Origin of the sequence: Pseudalkalibacillus hwajinpoensis (assembly GCF_039851965.1) — a bacterium.
GTDB classification, from domain to species: domain Bacteria; phylum Bacillota; class Bacilli; order Bacillales; family Guptibacillaceae; genus Guptibacillus; species Guptibacillus hwajinpoensis_E.
In genome coordinates, this window is record NZ_CP156675.1 from 321,072 (window position 1) to 337,140 (window position 16,069).

17 protein-coding genes are annotated in these 16,069 nt (G+C 34.3%); 14 read left to right on the plus strand and 3 right to left on the minus strand.

Features of this window, described 5'->3' with window-relative positions:
- Window positions 1–212: 212 nt before the first annotated feature.
- Window positions 213–1,169 (minus strand): NAD-dependent epimerase/dehydratase family protein, encoded by a 957-nt coding sequence (locus tag ABFG93_RS22725; RefSeq protein ID WP_347553053.1) that lies wholly within the window; start codon window positions 1,167–1,169, stop codon window positions 213–215.
- 144 nt (window positions 1,170–1,313) lie between these two features.
- Between ABFG93_RS22725 and ABFG93_RS22730 the strand changes: the two genes are divergently transcribed.
- The 9 genes from ABFG93_RS22730 (at window position 1,314) to ABFG93_RS22770 (ending at window position 9,696) form a co-directional block, all read left to right on the plus strand.
- On the plus strand, window positions 1,314–2,072 hold the full coding sequence (locus tag ABFG93_RS22730; RefSeq protein ID WP_347553054.1) for a thioesterase II family protein: 759 nt from the start codon (window positions 1,314–1,316) through the stop codon (window positions 2,070–2,072).
- 295 nt (window positions 2,073–2,367) lie between these two features.
- Window positions 2,368–3,906: an IS21 family transposase gene (gene istA / locus ABFG93_RS22735; protein WP_347548681.1), complete on the plus strand. Its 1,539-nt coding sequence runs from the start codon at window positions 2,368–2,370 to the stop codon at window positions 3,904–3,906.
- Between the two features lie 2 nt (window positions 3,907–3,908).
- Window positions 3,909–4,682 carry an IS21-like element helper ATPase IstB gene (gene istB / locus ABFG93_RS22740; protein ID WP_347548682.1) on the plus strand — a complete coding sequence of 258 codons (774 nt, stop codon included), beginning with the start codon at window positions 3,909–3,911 and terminating at the stop codon, window positions 4,680–4,682.
- Between the two features lie 382 nt (window positions 4,683–5,064).
- Entirely contained in the window at window positions 5,065–6,099 is a 1,035-nt protein-coding gene (locus ABFG93_RS22745) for a DUF1835 domain-containing protein (protein WP_347553055.1), read from the plus strand.
- A 494-nt stretch (window positions 6,100–6,593) separates the two neighbouring features.
- A complete protein-coding gene (locus ABFG93_RS22750) occupies window positions 6,594–6,803 on the plus strand; it encodes a hypothetical protein (RefSeq protein ID WP_347553056.1) in 210 nt (69 codons plus the stop codon).
- 411 nt (window positions 6,804–7,214) lie between these two features.
- Window positions 7,215–7,376, plus strand: a complete 162-nt coding sequence (locus ABFG93_RS22755) for a hypothetical protein (protein ID WP_347553057.1) — start codon at window positions 7,215–7,217, stop codon at window positions 7,374–7,376.
- Window positions 7,377–7,602: 226 nt separating this feature from the next.
- Window positions 7,603–7,815, plus strand: coding sequence for a DUF6366 family protein (locus ABFG93_RS22760; protein ID WP_347553058.1), 213 nt, complete (start codon window positions 7,603–7,605; stop codon window positions 7,813–7,815).
- A 763-nt stretch (window positions 7,816–8,578) separates the two neighbouring features.
- Entirely contained in the window at window positions 8,579–8,803 is a 225-nt protein-coding gene (locus tag ABFG93_RS22765) for an ATPase (protein ID WP_347553059.1), read from the plus strand.
- A 386-nt stretch (window positions 8,804–9,189) separates the two neighbouring features.
- Window positions 9,190–9,696 (plus strand): CBO0543 family protein, encoded by a 507-nt coding sequence (locus ABFG93_RS22770; protein ID WP_347553060.1) that lies wholly within the window; start codon window positions 9,190–9,192, stop codon window positions 9,694–9,696.
- 273 nt (window positions 9,697–9,969) lie between these two features.
- Here the strand turns inward: ABFG93_RS22770 and ABFG93_RS22775 are convergent, their stop codons facing one another.
- A complete protein-coding gene (locus ABFG93_RS22775; RefSeq protein WP_347553061.1) occupies window positions 9,970–10,686 on the minus strand; it encodes a vanadium-dependent haloperoxidase in 717 nt (238 codons plus the stop codon).
- Between the two features lie 437 nt (window positions 10,687–11,123).
- On the opposite strand from ABFG93_RS22775, the gene ABFG93_RS22780 reads away from it, so the two are divergent.
- From ABFG93_RS22780 to ABFG93_RS22800, 5 genes are all read left to right on the plus strand, one after another.
- Complete coding sequence (locus ABFG93_RS22780) at window positions 11,124–11,393, plus strand: hypothetical protein (protein ID WP_347553062.1); 270 nt, start codon at window positions 11,124–11,126, stop codon at window positions 11,391–11,393.
- 431 nt (window positions 11,394–11,824) lie between these two features.
- On the plus strand, window positions 11,825–12,877 hold the full coding sequence (locus tag ABFG93_RS22785; protein ID WP_347553063.1) for a hypothetical protein: 1,053 nt from the start codon (window positions 11,825–11,827) through the stop codon (window positions 12,875–12,877).
- Window positions 12,878–13,158: 281 nt separating this feature from the next.
- On the plus strand, window positions 13,159–13,482 hold the full coding sequence (locus tag ABFG93_RS22790; protein WP_347553064.1) for a DUF2834 domain-containing protein: 324 nt from the start codon (window positions 13,159–13,161) through the stop codon (window positions 13,480–13,482).
- A gap of 545 nt (window positions 13,483–14,027) precedes the next feature.
- Window positions 14,028–14,546 carry a DinB family protein gene (locus ABFG93_RS22795; protein ID WP_347553065.1) on the plus strand — a complete coding sequence of 173 codons (519 nt, stop codon included), beginning with the start codon at window positions 14,028–14,030 and terminating at the stop codon, window positions 14,544–14,546.
- Between the two features lie 480 nt (window positions 14,547–15,026).
- Window positions 15,027–15,182, plus strand: a complete 156-nt coding sequence (locus tag ABFG93_RS22800; protein ID WP_347553066.1) for a type ISP restriction/modification enzyme — start codon at window positions 15,027–15,029, stop codon at window positions 15,180–15,182.
- A 130-nt stretch (window positions 15,183–15,312) separates the two neighbouring features.
- On the opposite strand, the gene ABFG93_RS22805 is transcribed toward ABFG93_RS22800, so the two are convergent.
- A complete protein-coding gene (locus tag ABFG93_RS22805) occupies window positions 15,313–16,062 on the minus strand; it encodes a LytR/AlgR family response regulator transcription factor (RefSeq protein WP_347553067.1) in 750 nt (249 codons plus the stop codon).
- Window positions 16,063–16,069 lie beyond the last annotated feature (7 nt).

Below are 16,069 nucleotides of genomic sequence, written 5' to 3' on the forward strand. Positions count from 1 at the left end.
GATGGTAATAGATATAAGTATCAGATCGAGACTTTGTTTTTAAAAAAGCTCCTTTTTAGGATTTTGATAAAAGGAGTTTTTTTTAATCGTCATTTTTACGGTGATTCCTTCATCCAGGGGTCGAAAAAATGGCCCGTAAAACGTCACCTCTTTCAAAATCAGTGGAGGCGTTTTTGTCTTCGATGAAAAGTATATACTTATTTATAAATATTTTATGAGACTATGGATTCATCCTTGTTTTCATGCTCCTTCAGATACCAAGCAATAGTTTCATCAATTGCTTCTTCATAGGGCGTTACACGAAACTCATATTTGTTATTGAACTTACTAGAATCTACGGTAAAGTCATTGACTTGTTGATACATTAACTCCTTAAATTCCTTCATATCTGAGTTAAATAATCCTCCCATTGTAACGATAAACTTGTTAGCTAGACGATATTTAGGCTGTTTGTTTAGTTTGTGTGCCACTTGTTCAACTAAGTGTCTAGTAGATGTAGGTTTAGCATGAGGGATATGCCATATTTCACCATTGGCGCTATTTTGATCACCGAGAATGATTAAGCCTCTAGCAAAGTCTTTAATATAAATATGAGAGTGTACAGTATCGGGGTTTCCTATCAGTTCAACCGGTTTTTCATCGAGAAGATGAGTGAAAACTCGTTCCCCTAACATGGCATTCTTAGCTCTTGGTCCAAAAAAATCAGAACCTCTGCCAATTGTAGCCTGGACTTTTCCTTCCTTTGCAGCTTCCATTAGGGTTGTCGCAACTTCAGCCCGAGCTTTTGTTTTCTTACCAATTGGCTTGTAAGGCATTTTTTCGTGTAGTGGCCCTTGTTGTGGACCATAGCCGTAAAGGTTGTCTCCATAAACGATTTTAGCCCCATTTTCCGAAGCCACTTGAATGATATTAGCCATCATTTTAGGAAACTGAGTCTGCCAATCTTGATAGGGGAGTCCTAAACAGTGGTAGATAATCGTTGCATTATGTAGAGAGTTTCGTAATTGATCAAGATCTTTCACATCACATTTCATGCACTCCACACCATTTGGTACTAAAGCCTTGCCACTTTTATTGATCACTCTCACTGATTTTCCTTGCTTAAGCAATTCTTCCATCACAGCTAGACCAAGCGGACCTGTACCTAAAACCACATGTTCTTTTTGCAAAATTTGTTTCCTCCTAACTTTTATTATCACTCTCATAGCTAGCGTGTCTATTATAACCATAGTAACAGAAATATTTGGATAAATTTTTAATAATTAGTAAATTTCATTCAATTTAAATCAATATACAATAAGGGGTTATTAACTGTGTTAGATAACAAGTGGATTACTGTAAATGAATTGAAGCCAGAGGCCAGGTATCGTTTGTTTTGTTTCCCTTATGCCGGAGGCGCATCTTCAATCTATAATAATTGGAATAAGTATCTTCCTGCTGACATTGAACTCTTTCCTATAGAGTTACCTGGTAGAGGTCGCCGTATATCAGAGCCACCAATCCGTAACATGAATCTTTTAATTCGGACCATAGTAAGAGATTTGTTACCCTATTTTAAGGAGAAGCGCTTCATGTTTTTTGGACATAGTATGGGAGCTATATTAAGCTATGAATTAACAAACCTCTTATTAAAAAACGAAGGGATGAGTCCTGAAAAATTATTTGTCTCTGCTCACCGTGCTCCTCATGTTCCAAGAGTATCTAATCAGACATATAACCAATCTGATGAAACATTGATTCAAAAATTAAAAGAATTAAACGGGACTGCAGACATTATTTTAAATACCCCTGAATTATTGGACCTGGTACTCCCTATAATGAGAGCAGATCTAGAGTTGTGTGAGACCTACAAGTTTAAGAATCATAACCCCCTTACTATACCGATCACCGCATTTGCAGGGGATAATGATAAGAATGTTTTAGTTGATTCCGTGCGAAAATGGGATGAACGAACGACTAACCAGTTCAATTTAGAGATTATTAAAGGCGATCACTTCTTTATTAATGACCAAACAGAAAATATGGTTGAAAAAATTGTTAAGTTAACTTCAGTACACAACTACGTTTCATAATGACTATATAAAGAAATTAGTTAACGCTTTTTTATTTAGAAGATTCAATCTTTATTTTATTAATAAGAGACGTTCGTAAAAGTACACCATTACGAACGTCTCTTATTGTAGATTTGAAATAAAGTCACGATGTTTATAAAAAAGTGTAAACGATAAACTAGATTCAACAGTTTTTCACAATTAAAACTAAACAGAATTTCACAAATAAGATTAAACAGTTATTCCAAATTAGCCCCTCCCTTCAATATACTAGAGTTAGTTTATTGAAAGTGAGGATCCAGGAGTGGAACGTTATATGTCTTATGTTGAAATTCACCAATTATACTCGCAAGGTTTTTCAAAAAGTAAAATAGCTAGGAAGTTAGGAATATCTAGAAATAGGGTGATTGATTATTTGAAAATGAGTCCAGATGATTTTGAGGAGTTTATAACTTCGTTAAAGATGAGGGGGAAGAAATTAGATCCATATCAAATACATATCATGGAATGGTTGAAAGAGCATCCTGATTTAACATCAGCTCAGATTTATGACTGGCTGGAGGAAAAACTAAAAGTAAAGGATGTGAGTGAGAATACAGTAAGAAATTATGTAAATGAATTGCGTGACAAGTATTACATTCCAAAAGTAAAGGCTCATCGCACTTACAGTGCGATACCAGAAGTGCCGAGGGGTCTACAAGCTCAGGTTGATTTCGGTCAAACAATTGTGGAAGATGCTGAAAGGAAAAAGCATCGCTTATACTTCATCGCATTCATTTTATCGCATTCGAGATACAAATATGTAGAATGGCTAGATCGGCCGTTCCGAACCACCGATGTCATCCACACACACGAGAAAGCGTTCCAGTATTTCGGTGGGATGCCCCAGGAGATGGTTTATGACCAGGATGCCCTTTTGGCAATTAACGAAAATGCCGGTGACTTAATTATGACTGCAGAATTCACGAAGTACTACCAGGCAAGACAATTCAGAATTTATTTGTGCAGAAAGAGTGATCCAGAATCAAAAGGGAAAGTCGAACAAGTTGTGAAATTCGTGAAGAACAATTTCAGCAACCATCGAACTTATAACAATATTGAGGATTGGAATGCTTCCTGCCTAGCCTGGCTGAAACGCACCGGGAACTATAAAATTCATCACAATATAAAAAAGAGACCAGTCGAGGTGCACGCCCTGGAAAAGCCGCACTTACGCCAAGTCTCAAATACCTATTATCTTTTCGATAATGTTCATAGCCCAAGTATAACAAGAAGCATTCAAAAGGACAATATCATTCGATATGGCGGTAACCGTTATAGTGTACCGAAAGGTACCTATCGGTACGGAGCAGCAAACACGGCTTACGTCATGGAAAAAGAAGGATTCCTATATATTCGATTAAAAGAAGCTGGAAAAGTTATCGCGAAGCATGAAATAACAGACAAAAAAGGAGAAACCATAACCGCCCCTGAACATCGAAATAAGAATACTTCAAAAAGAGATTTACTTATATATGAAATCGAGGATTTCTTTACGGACAAGACTTCTATCAAGTGGTTTATGGGAGTATTAAAAGAACGTTATCCTCGTCACCTAGTTGATCAACTGAAAGTGATCCAATCTTCCATCAAGAACTATCCAAATGAGGTGGAAGAGGCTCTTGTAAAGATAAAACAAATGAATATGACAAGCGCAAATGACTTTCGTGATGTAGTCAAATCGTTAGCGATAGAAAAAGAGAGATTGGTTCTGACCTCCCCACAAGATGTGCAGACAAATGAAAAGTATCAAGCGATCGTTGCACCAGAACGATCAGCGGATATCTATCTCGAAGTGTTGTCAGGAGGTAAGTGAAAATGAACCAGGTATATGACCATCTACAGGAAAAGTGTCGAACCCTCCGTCTCGCAGAGACGGGAAAGAAGCTACCGGAAATTCTGAGAAAAGCAGAAGCTAAAAATTGGACGTACCACGAACTCATTCATGAAGTATTAAGTTATGAAATTCGTTGCAGGGAACAAAAAAACATGGAAAAGATGATGAAGTGGGCGGATTTCCCGGAGAATTTATCCTTCGAAACATATGACCTGAAGGAACAGAATGCCATCGGAGAAAAGCAACTCCATGTGTTACAGGAACTTCATTGGATAGATGAACACTTCACTTTAATTATGATGGGTCCAACTGGAGCTGGTAAGACACACTTATCTGTCGCATTAGGAATACATGCCGTGGAGAATGGATATCAAGTATCCTTCACTTCAATGAGCCAGCTGATGTACATTCTGAAGACAAGAGACTATATCAGCAAATCCAAAACTAGATATAAACGCATTGTATCTTCGGATCTCATTATTATAGATGATGTGATGTATATGACATATGAAGCTCAGGAAGCTCATCTATTTTTTCAGTTTATATACGACTTATATGATAAAGCAGCTTTTATACTGACTTCTAATAAAGGTCCTGGAGAGTGGGGGAAATTCCTTGGTGATCCCACTCTCACCACGGCCATTCTAGATAGGTTATTACACCGGAGTGAGATTCTTACATTTGATAAGGAGGCAGATAGTATAAGGATGAAATATCGGAAAGCAATTTTTGATGCATCACCTGTTGAATCTTAATTGTGGAAAACTGTTTAATATTATTTGTGGAAAATTGTTTGTTTCTACTTGACGGTTACAAAAAGACGCGAAGTTTTGAATAAAGTCGCGATATTATAACCCTTTGGATTAGTTATCTAAAGGGTTTTTTATAGTGAAAGGAAAAGAACATTTGAAGTTGAAAAGTTGACAATAGAGTTGTTCCGTTAAAGGGCCAGATTGTTGAATAACGGAGTGCTAGAAATATGCTAAAATTAGGAAGAGATTGTGAAAATGTGAACTTAAAGTAACGGAGCAGGATAGTTGAAGACTCAGTATTGAGATAATGTGGAATTCTGAAGCGAATTATTTATTCAAACGTATGAATAGTTAGATTAAAGATGCTATAAATGGAGGAAAGAATATGAATAGATCTGCAAAAAGGCAGCTCCAGATGCTAAATAAAGAGGAAGTGGATTCTATAGTATTACAAACATGGATGATGCTTGATGATCTGGATACAAAAGTTATTTCAAAAGATGATTTTGTTAAACAAATGAAATCTACTAAAAAGAGTGTAGAAGACTTATATGAAAATCGTAAAAACCCATTTTTAAATAATGAAAAAGAACTTACTGATATACATATTGTTTTTGGGGAATCTACCAATGGAGCACTAAAGAATGCGCTGGAGGAACTTAACAGGAAAAATGAAAGGGTCATTCGACTTAACCATATGTTTTCTATAGGACCAATCAGAGATCTGGATCAAAAAGAAGGCTTAGAGAAACGCTTAGAATGGCTTTTTTATAGAGTACATATGGAAGATGAAGAAGTTTTTAACTATGTTCAAGATAATTTACAGGATATTGAGGAGATTAGAAACATCCCTGACAATGTTAGGGTTACAATTTGGTATGGAAATAATGCACATGAACAAGTTGGGTTGCGTTTCGTACTATTCTTGTTGAATGAATGGGTCGGAGATATCCGTACACTCAATGTGTATGAGGTATGGGGAAACCTTTTTAATCGCTCTGACAATTATCCCCTGCATACTGCAGAACTATCACCAAAGCATCTTGGTATGATGCTTGACCAAAATTCTGATGAAATGATTTCTAATGAAGAACGAATATGGTTGGAAAAAGAGTGGTTAATGCTTTCTGAACAAAATTACAATCTGCGTATATGGAATAAAGAGATCCATTCGAAATCAGAAGATTATTTTGACAATATGATCCTTAACAATTTGAAAAAGCTCCATGAAGAAAGTGGAGAGAATAATTATATAAAAGCAGCTCGGCTTATTGGAGAAATACTTGGACATATGCCTCAAGTCGTTGGTGATGACTATATAGAATATAGAATTGTGCATCTCGTACTTGAAAAAGTGTTAGATATAAAGGGTATCCCTAGGGGAATGCGGTATTATGAAGTGAAATTAAGGGATTTATAAATGTGCTGGTTTCTTCGCAATGATTTTATCATGAAATTGAGTCATCAAAGATATCGGAGCGTTTGCTTAACAAATAGTAAGCGCTCTATGTAGTTTTAGGGCTGGGGTATTAATTAAAGGAAGTGAAAAATGTTCAAATCAGAGGTAACTAATAGAACAATAAGGTTAATAGTTTTTTTGATAGGAGTATCTTATTTATTGCTAAAAAGTAATAGTATAGCGAGTTCACTGTTATCATTTATATTTATAGCCCTGCTTGGGGTTTCATTTACAGTTTATCAATTAATAATAATAATATCTTTAAGAAAAGCAAATCGAAATTAGTTATTAATTTATAGAGAAGCAATTGTTCGATTATCTCGGAGCTTATCTGTAATAAGATAGGCTCCTTTTCTATGAACAAAAGATTGAGTTATTGGTAACCATTTGAAATAATTGGTATTAAAGAGATGGTCGGGCTTGTGGAATTATGTTTTTTTGAAAGGATGCTTCTTATGAAAAGTAAAGATAACAGCAAACGCAATATCATTCAGTGGACTGCATTTGTGATTGTGATACTCTCTCTTGTTATAAGAATAGCGTTATTTGTATCAGGAATAGCTCAGGATTTAGAATACAGTACAATTAATGCTATAACTTGGACAGGGTTTACGATAGGTATTATTTTAATATTGGTTTCTTACTTATTTCCAAAAAAGACCTAAAACTCCTGCTACGCATTTCAACTAAAGAGGAGCAAGAGTAGAACAGGAAGATGAACAGGAAGAGAGTTGCACGTAATTCGATTTGAGGAGGACAAATGGTCATTAGATGGATAAGAGTTATAAGTATTTTTTTCGTTCTTTACTTCGTATCAGCTTGGATCTTACATTTTATAGTTGAGAATGCTCGTGATGCCTTACCGTTATTTTTTGTTGGACTAATTGTTCTGTTAATTGTAGTAGTAGGATATTTAATTAATCATTATAGAAAACGACAATGATACGTCCAATTTTATTGCAGATTCAGCAATCGTGAGTGTAATAAAAACTAAGCCCTTTATGTAAGTTTAGAGCAGTATGGCTTAATAGCTAAACAATAAGTGAAATTGTAATTATGTAGTTGGAGGTAATATTTTGTTTTTAATATTTTTAATCATTGCAGCAAGCTTTCTGGGATATTTAATACTACCATTAGATGAAATTGGTTTAGTTCTTGCTTTTGGAATAATACTGGGGTGTCTTGTGAGAGGATTATTTCTCTTAAAGGAAATTCATAAAGAGCTTTTAAGAAAGTAAGACACTTAAAGTAGTTTGTTCCGTTAAATCGGAGCGATTCTAGAATATCATAGCAGCGTAAGCGTTGAATGTTGATCTTCATTTATTGGACGTAATTCCCACTGAGGAATTACGTCTTTTTTAAAGAATAAGGTTGAGTGTGTGGGTGGGGTTTGAAATAATTGGAATTAAGTGAGAAGGTAGAATTCCTGTTATGAATTAGAGGTAAAAGAAAAGGAGTGTAGTGATGATGGACCCGAAGGAATCACCTGAAAGGAACAGAGAGAAATTAAGACAAGAAGAGTTGAAAAGGAATCCTACTGGGAATATAAATGATTCTTTCAATAGAGCTAATAATGGGGGAGTAGTTGATTTAGTTGGTAGTTTAGGATGGAAGGGAACCTTAATTGTAATAGTCGCAATCATTATCGGTTTTTTAATTGCTTCAATGCTATTCTAATTATTCAATTACATACAACCTTGAATTATAAAAAAAACTCGATGTTGAGTCTTCTGTAATATCGGAGCGATTGCTCAATAATCAGAACCCATTGAATGGAGGTAAAAGATTGAGAAATAAACAAGTTTTGTTATGGGGAATAATAGCTATCGTCTTAGTAGTGATATGGCTTCTTTTAAAGTAGTACATATAATATACTCTTTTATCTAATCAAAGGAGATTATCTAGAAATCAAGTATGGAAACTCGGAGCTTATCTGTAATAAGATAGGCTCCCTTTATTTGTAATAAAAGATTGAGTTATTTGGATTGGTTTGAAATAATTGGTATTGGAGATTTTGTCAGGTTAAGAATGCGGATACAGTAGGAGTGTTAAATTGAAGAGTAGTGAAGCATCCTACAAGAATTCGAAGAGGGTAAACTTTATCTTCAGAAACATAATTCTTGTTGCCATAATATTAATAGCTAAAAATTTTGTTTGATAAAAGTCCTTCAAATGACTATGTTGGTTGGCATTCATAGTATTTTGGACGTTGAAAAGTTTATATGATTTTTTTGAGGAGAGAAAAAACGGTAGGAAAAAGTCAGCAATTATAAACATCATTCTCATAGCTATTGGTTTTGGTGTATTACTTTGGCAAATAATTAGCTTTTTACCTTTTTAGATTATTCAATTATTTCGGAGCGATAGCTGTACAATGGCTATCGCTTATCGTGCTTAGGAGCAGGTTTGTTCAATAACAAGCGTTAAAAGGAGGTCTTTTGTGAGAATAATATGGTTTCCGTTATTATCATCATTTGGAACAATGGCTCTATTATATTGGATTGGAAATATATTTAATTTATCTCTTCTTAGGTTTTCATTTGTTTTAAATGAACCGTTGAAAAATGGATTGATTTTTGATGCAAATATTGCAATACTTCCTATTGCTTTCGGTTTATTAGTTGGATTTATTGTGGAACGAATAGTTAAAGTCAGAAGCAATTGACCACCGAGGAGTATTGAAAAAGAAGAGTTGAAATGAAGAAAAAAATAGTTAATAAATAAGTTCAAATTTTGTTGAAAGTGTTATTCAACTAAAGGGTGCGTTAGTTCAACAAGCTAAAGGCAGCAATCATAATTATTAACTTGATCTTCCGCAAACGGGCGCAAGAGTTGAGGAACGATGAACTGAATAAGCAGTCCATTTTTCTTATCTTTAATCAGTTAAAAGGGCAGGATAATCGAAGATTGATTATAGAATAAAAATGACCCAAGTTAGTCTTCCTTCCGTACTTTATAATAGGTTCCTTAGTTAATATCTTGTTTTTTAAAACAATAAATAATGAAAAAAGGGGGACACTATTTTATAAAGTTCTTGAAAGGATAATGAGTATGCACGTTGCGATTGCTATTTTAACTATTTTAGCTTCTTTAAAGTGGGGGAATTGGAAAAACTGGAGTGAATATCATGCAAGTATGTTTTTTATTGCTACATGTGGTTTGCTTTATGAATATATTGTAAAAGACTATACCTTATGGAAATTTCATGCTGATTTGCTATATGGACTTGAAATGACAGTCATTGTCTATGCTCTTATTACCATGCCTGTTAGTATTTTTCTATTTCTCTCCCATTTTCCTAAAAAATGGTTTAATCGACTGTTTTACATCTTACTTTGGTCTGGAATTTACATCGCTGTTGAGTGGATTTTATATGTGTTTGGGAGAATTTCATTTCAGCATGGATGGGAAATTTGGTATTCTTTTTTATTTGATATCGTTATGTTCTCCGTCATAGCGTTACATCAGTATTACCCATTCCGAGCATATATCTTATCCGTTTTTATTATCATTTTCTTGATATTATACTTCAACGTTCCTTTTAAGTTTGCTAAATAACTGGAACCTGATACCATCAAATAATGCCTATTGTTCAGCTAAAGGGCGCGATTGTTGAACAACGTAGGTAGAAAATGATCAAACTTTTTATAAAAACCAAACTAAAATCTGCTGGAGAAGAATCCATTTTGATCAATCTTTTTTCAAAATGGATTCTCTTTATTTATCGTAAAATATGGGTTTGCGAGGTATTTTTGATCAAACTTTATTTCAAAGCTACATTAGGTTCATTATCATTTAATAAATAAAAACTAAATTACAGAGTTTTTTACACTATCGAAAATCATTGAGATTTTGTACCTTCAATACACTTACAACCATACCCCCGATTTGCCTGCCTAATCTCAACCCTTCATCATTATCTACTTTAAAATGTACGCCAGCGTACAAACGTGATAAAGCGCATTCTTCCATTGTGTTTTTTATTTCTGATGCTTCTGGTGGAAAGAAATAACTTAATACCGATTCTGCACATCCTGCAACAGTGGCGTGTGCAGAAGGGTAGGATGGAAAACGCGGTGTAGTCAACACAGGAGATAGGTTTCTGCCATATTGATTTGGACGTGCCACATCCCAAAGATATTTAAAATACCACGACATCACAAAGGCATCATTAACAGCAGCGTGAAAATATCCGAGTGCTCTGGCAATATGCGGCGATCCTAGTCTATATTTTTTGGCTAAATTGAAAATCATAGGAGTCATATTCTGAGTTGCTTCGACCGTCCCCCAGTATTGTGCGATGCGTATTTGTTGAGGCTTTATGGATGATAATGTTTGTTCTACAATAGATAACTCTGTTCCCCAATCAACCTCAATAGGATTTTTAATTTGCCAATTAATACGCTGCCGAAAGGGATCTAGGAATTCATTGTTTCTTTGCCTAAAAATAAAAAACATTGGAAAATACGCTGGTGCTGGATAAGCATTAGGTGGGGTTTGCTCTCCTTGGTAAGGATATTCTGACCATCTTCTGTAATTTATTCTCATTAAATCTAACCCCTTATATTTTTTCTACTTATTCTTTATGAGTAAGAGTAATAAAATATAACAATGTATGTTGTGGTTGATTATTAGATTGGTATTAGACAGGGTTTTTTTATAGATATTTCTCTATTATTTAGTCATTTATTAAGGGATAAAATTCACAATTCGTAAAAAATGAAAAAAATTGATAAAGTCAACCAGAAGTATCTGGCTGACTTTATAATACGAACGGGTGCTTTTTATTCAATAAGACAACATAATGATCTTCCACAATCGGGCCAGATTGTTGAGCAGCAAAAGGGGTTGTGGGAAGGCTATGGCGTAGGTTTTAACGAATGAGAATGGTTAGTGGAATGTTCATATTTATTGTATTAATATGAAATTATGTTATATGAATATCTTGAAGGAATAGAAGTAGAAAACTAGAGGAGTGTTTTCTATTGAAGAGGAATTATTGGTTCATAGCTATGGGTATTGTATGGACTGTTATTTTTTCAGGTGTGAGTTTTTATTGGGCAATGGGCGGCTTATTTGGTGTTAGATCTCTAGGCGGGGCCATTTACGAGATGTCTCTAAACCTTCCCCCCTCGTTCGTCATAATTGTATGGCTTACTGGTTTAATTAAATTACTTGGATTAATATTATTGTTGATGCTTCTTGTTCAATGGGAGAAGCTTATAATAACCAGAATAGAATACTTTATTACGTGACGAAAATTGTAGGAGCCTTATTGTTCGTGTATGGATTTCTTAATTTCTTCACAATTACATTAAGTGCGTTTAATATTTTAGATTTTGACTTAGATTCATATGCAACGTTTTGAAGATTAGTTTTCTGGGAACCTTTTTGGATGGTCGGTGGAGTTCTTTACTTTTTTTCCGTTAAAAGAAATAAAACTTTGTTCAACTTCCGGGGGATTTTCTTTAATAAGCTCTTCTGAAACGCTCTTCCAGAAAAGGGCCAGATTATGGAGCAAGGAATAAAGCTATTTTCTTGTAATGGGAGGTTAATTTAGGAAGAAAATAATGGTAAAATTAGTAAGATCTTTTTTGGAAGGTTAACCTAATTAATTGAAAGGGTTACTATATCTTGGAGTATGACATTTTAATTTTTATTATGAAAATGCTTTAGGGAGGGTGAAATGGAACCGAAAATAAATATCAATAAGTCAACACATTTTTCCTGGCTGTCGCGTTGGCCGCAGTGGATTGGGTATGCAGCTGCTCTATGGTCCCTACTATATGGGTTACTCGGGCTGTACTGGTTATTAGGTGGCAACGGATTTCCTTTCGGTAAAAACGATTCACGGGCAGAAATGATGGGATCATTTTTATCAAATCTTAATGTTGATGTCGGGGGACCACTCATTGCCATAGCTGGATTGGTAGGTACAGTGGTAGCTATAGCGATGATAATGACATGGGGAAGTCGTTTTCCTCGTGCAATAATTCTCTCCTTTGCTTGGATAATGAGTGTGACGCTTATATTTATAGTTCCAGATTCGCGAATTGTGCAGAACTTTGCTTATTTGTTTTTGCTTCACTTTGATCTGCTGGATTGGAGAGTTATTAATCAAGTTTTTTGTATAGTTGGTGGGTTCATATGGGGCGCTTCTGCAATAGCATATTTTCGTCTTACACAGAATGCTTGCGGCAATTGTGGCAGGAATGACGCTACAGAAGGATCATCAGCAAAAGCCACAGCAAAGTGGGGAAAGTGGTTTACCTATTTAGCCGTTATTATGGCATTGCCATACGGTATTGTCCGATGGGCGTGGGCGTTAGGAATTCCTTTGGGAACAAACGACTCATCAATGGTTGGGAATGAAGACAATGTACTAGTTGAAGCCATACTGGGAGGATTATGTATTGGCGGTGGAATTCTAACTCTTGGACTTATTCAGAGATGGGGAGTGATTTTTCCACGGTGGTGTTTTTTTCTAGCAGGTAAACAAATTCCAATTTGGTTTGTTATGGTTCCTGCAATGTTGATGTCGGCTATTATCACGATAACGGGGCTAAAGCTCAGTCCACAAATCATATTTATGATGGTTAATGGCTCAATTACCAATGAAAATTGGGGACAATTTGTTCCTTTTTTGTTCTGGTTGCCATGGGGAATATCTCTAGGGATAGCAATTTTATCCTATTATTTAAAAAGGCGGGGACGATGCAAGCATTGTGGTAAACTTTAACTCATCATTTTAATGGTCATTTAACATAAATAAAACCAAATGTGGCGAATTTAGATTACTTATAGATTGTATACAGGAGAGTTTTTATTTTCCTTCACTTTACTATTCGTTGATCTTCAACTATAGGGCGCATTTCTGAAGTAGTGAATTGTGCTCTTTCTTCATGTATAGGGCCAGATTGTTTAGTAAAGGAATCTTCAATAACATATATTTTTTGAACGAATCTTAGAATTAGTTATGGTAATCTTATAGAACTTTGTTAAAAAAGGGGGAATTATCCAGTGAAGAAATTGTACTTTATTTTAGGGGTAATTGGTACTGTTTTTCCTTATTATTTTTTTATTCAGTTCCTAGGGGATAATGGACTAGATTTAGGTTTATTAATGGAACTATTATTTGCTAACACGATATCGGCCTTTTTTGCAGTTGATTTTTTAATCTCATGTGTTGTGTTTTTGGTATTTATGTTCAATGAGTCACGAAAGTATAACATTAAAGAGAAATGGATTTGTCTTTTAACTCTGTTTGCGGTTGGATTATCTTTGGCTCTACCTTTATTTTTGTTTTTTAGACAGTCTTATATTGATAGTAAAGATGAAGTATAGATTAGAAAAAAAGCATGTCCAATGCAGGTTCAAGTGATGTTTTTGATAAAATTCTATCTTTTTTATTAACTATTTTGGAAAAATTAATTAGTTAATTTTATTCTATTTGAGCTCCTTGTTTATTCAAGAAACGGGCGTGTTTATTTAGGAACGCGTCTTTTTCGTTAGAGGGCCATTTAAATGAACAAGCAGCATAAAAGGATTTTCAATCGAAGATCCTTTTATATTACTACTGAATCTGATTATGTAAACTAGATTATTATACAATATTCATCGATACGGCTTTAATTAACTAGTACTTTAGCACAATAAGTAAATGTTGTTTCTGTAATGAATTTTTATGTAAAGGATCTTCCACAATCGGGCGCATTTCTGAAGTAGTGAATTGTGCTCTTTCTTCATGTATAGGGCCATTTAATGGAATAAGACTTCCAAAAAAATACTGGATATTTATGTTAATATTAGTGTGGGGATGGAATAAAGAATTTTGTCAATGAAAACAGAAGTAATATAGGTAGAAAAACTTATACAGGGAGAGATCTTTTATGAAAAAACATCATGCGTTACAGTTGTATGACTATCATGTTTGGGCGAACAACAAGTTTTTTGTGCGATTGAAAGAATTGCCGAAAGATATTTATGATCGGGAAATTCAAAGTGTTTTTTCCTCAATTGCGGAGACGCTTGTTCATATTTATACGGTGGATACAATATGGCTTGGTGTAATACGAGAGAATAGTATGGATGAGATTCAAGCTTCCATTATACAGGCGCAAGAAAAGACAAAGGATAAGGGACTCGAAGAAATGGAAACGCTGTTTTATGATTTGTCAAAGAAGTATCAAGATTTTTTTAACAATGAGAGTGATTTGGATAAAGAAATTTTCCCCGAACATCCTCAATATGGTCGTTTAGAAACTTATCTTTCCGAATTGGTTCAGCATGTTGTTAACCATGGCACTTATCATCGTGGAAATCTTATGGCAATGATACGTCAACAGGGTTACTCAAGTGTACCAACAGATTATGTTTTCTATCTTTATGAAATCAGTTCAACAAAATAGTTTTTCTCTTAACTTCCATTCAGAAATAAGACATTTTCAGCAATCGGGTGCGATTGTTGAACAACGTAGGTAGAAAATGATCAACTTTTTTATAAAAACCAAACTTAAATCTGCTGGAGAAGAATCCATTTTGATCAATGTTTTTTCAAAATGGATTCTTTTTATTTATTGTAAAATATGGGTTTGCGAGGTATTTTTGATCAAACTTCATTTCAAAGCTACACTTATTTATTTGTTTCTCTTTAAAAATCAGTTCGAAAAACACCGAAATGTGAATTCGAACGTTCACTAGATTACATATCTATTTACGAACAGAAAATAAACAGTATGGCGATAAACGGGTAAGGAGCAAAAATCAAAATGAGATCCAGAAATGAAAAATTTAATATCAAAAAAATTCTCTTACTTATTTTTTGATGAAATGCAAGATACGACGGCAAGGGATTTCCGACATATGTTGGAGAAGATTCGTTTGGTCCAGTGCATAATATAACTAATAATTTCAGGAGCAAACTTCTGAAAGATGAGCTTGATGGGGATGCAGCGTTTTATTATGTTTACGCAATGCTTCATTCAAACGAGTATAAAAGAAAATACTCAAGTGACCTAAGTAAAGATTTTCCTAGAATTCCATAAAGGACAAAGAAACTGATGTGGAAATAGGACGGCAACTTGTGAACTTACATGTGAATTATGAAAAATATGGATCAATTATACCTAGTTTCGACCTATTTAAGAAATTGAGGTTTATTATTTAAAGGCATAATTATAGCGTTTCTAAAATGATTTCCTTCAATTCTTTATAACGGTTTTTACTTACTCTAATTTCGTCTTTAACGTTTTCGATTTCAATTACATAGGATTTCATAAATTCATCAGGTTTTATCTCACTAATTTTATCTAAGGGTATCAAAAACGATTGATGAGGACGGATAAACCCATGTCTTCCAAGCATTTTTTCAAGTTCCCTCAAGGTGTGATTGCATTCAATTTCTTTATTATCCGCCGTATTGATAACACATTTTCTTATTCTTTTTTCAATAAAATTGATATCTTTAACATTTATAAAGCAAATAGAACCTGAACTTCGAACGCTGATTTTTTTTCCAGATGTATTTCTTTCTACAGAACCGCCTACTTTTGCATTAGAATTAATTTTTCTAAAATGTGTTATGCATTGTTCTAAGCGAAAGGGGTTTATAGGCTTTATTAAAAAATCTAAAGGGTATAGCTCATATCCATATAAAGCATAGTCTGTATGCCCAGTAACAAAAACCACTGAAATCTCAGGATACTTGATTTTCAACTCTTTTGTTAATGAGAGCCCGTTCATGTGAGGCATATCAATGTCTAAAAAGACTAAATCAACTGGGTTTTCTTCTAAGTAGCTTAAAGCAGATCGACTATCTGTAAATTCATAAATGTTTTCTATATCTGTGTAGTTGTTTAAGTGACTTTTAAGTATGTAATTACAATTAGGTTCATCATCTACGATTAATACATTAAACTTGGTCAAGTTACTT

What these genes read in the sequence shown, in the direction of transcription:
- ABFG93_RS22795 (WP_347553065.1), top strand. Translation starts at nt 14,028, where the DNA reads ATGAAAAAACATCATGCGTTACAGTTGTATGACTATCATGTTTGGGCG.
- ABFG93_RS22770 (WP_347553060.1), top strand. Translation starts at nt 9,190, where the DNA reads ATGCACGTTGCGATTGCTATTTTAACTATTTTAGCTTCTTTAAAGTGG.
- ABFG93_RS22775 (WP_347553061.1), bottom strand. Translation starts at nt 10,686, where the DNA reads ATGAGAATAAATTACAGAAGATGGTCAGAATATCCTTACCAAGGAGAG.
- ABFG93_RS22745 (WP_347553055.1), top strand. Translation starts at nt 5,065, where the DNA reads ATGAATAGATCTGCAAAAAGGCAGCTCCAGATGCTAAATAAAGAGGAA.
- istA (WP_347548681.1), top strand. Translation starts at nt 2,368, where the DNA reads ATGTCTTATGTTGAAATTCACCAATTATACTCGCAAGGTTTTTCAAAA.
- ABFG93_RS22750 (WP_347553056.1), top strand. Translation starts at nt 6,594, where the DNA reads ATGAAAAGTAAAGATAACAGCAAACGCAATATCATTCAGTGGACTGCA.
- ABFG93_RS22785 (WP_347553063.1), top strand. Translation starts at nt 11,825, where the DNA reads ATGGAACCGAAAATAAATATCAATAAGTCAACACATTTTTCCTGGCTG.
- ABFG93_RS22760 (WP_347553058.1), top strand. Translation starts at nt 7,603, where the DNA reads ATGATGGACCCGAAGGAATCACCTGAAAGGAACAGAGAGAAATTAAGA.
- istB (WP_347548682.1), top strand. Translation starts at nt 3,909, where the DNA reads ATGAACCAGGTATATGACCATCTACAGGAAAAGTGTCGAACCCTCCGT.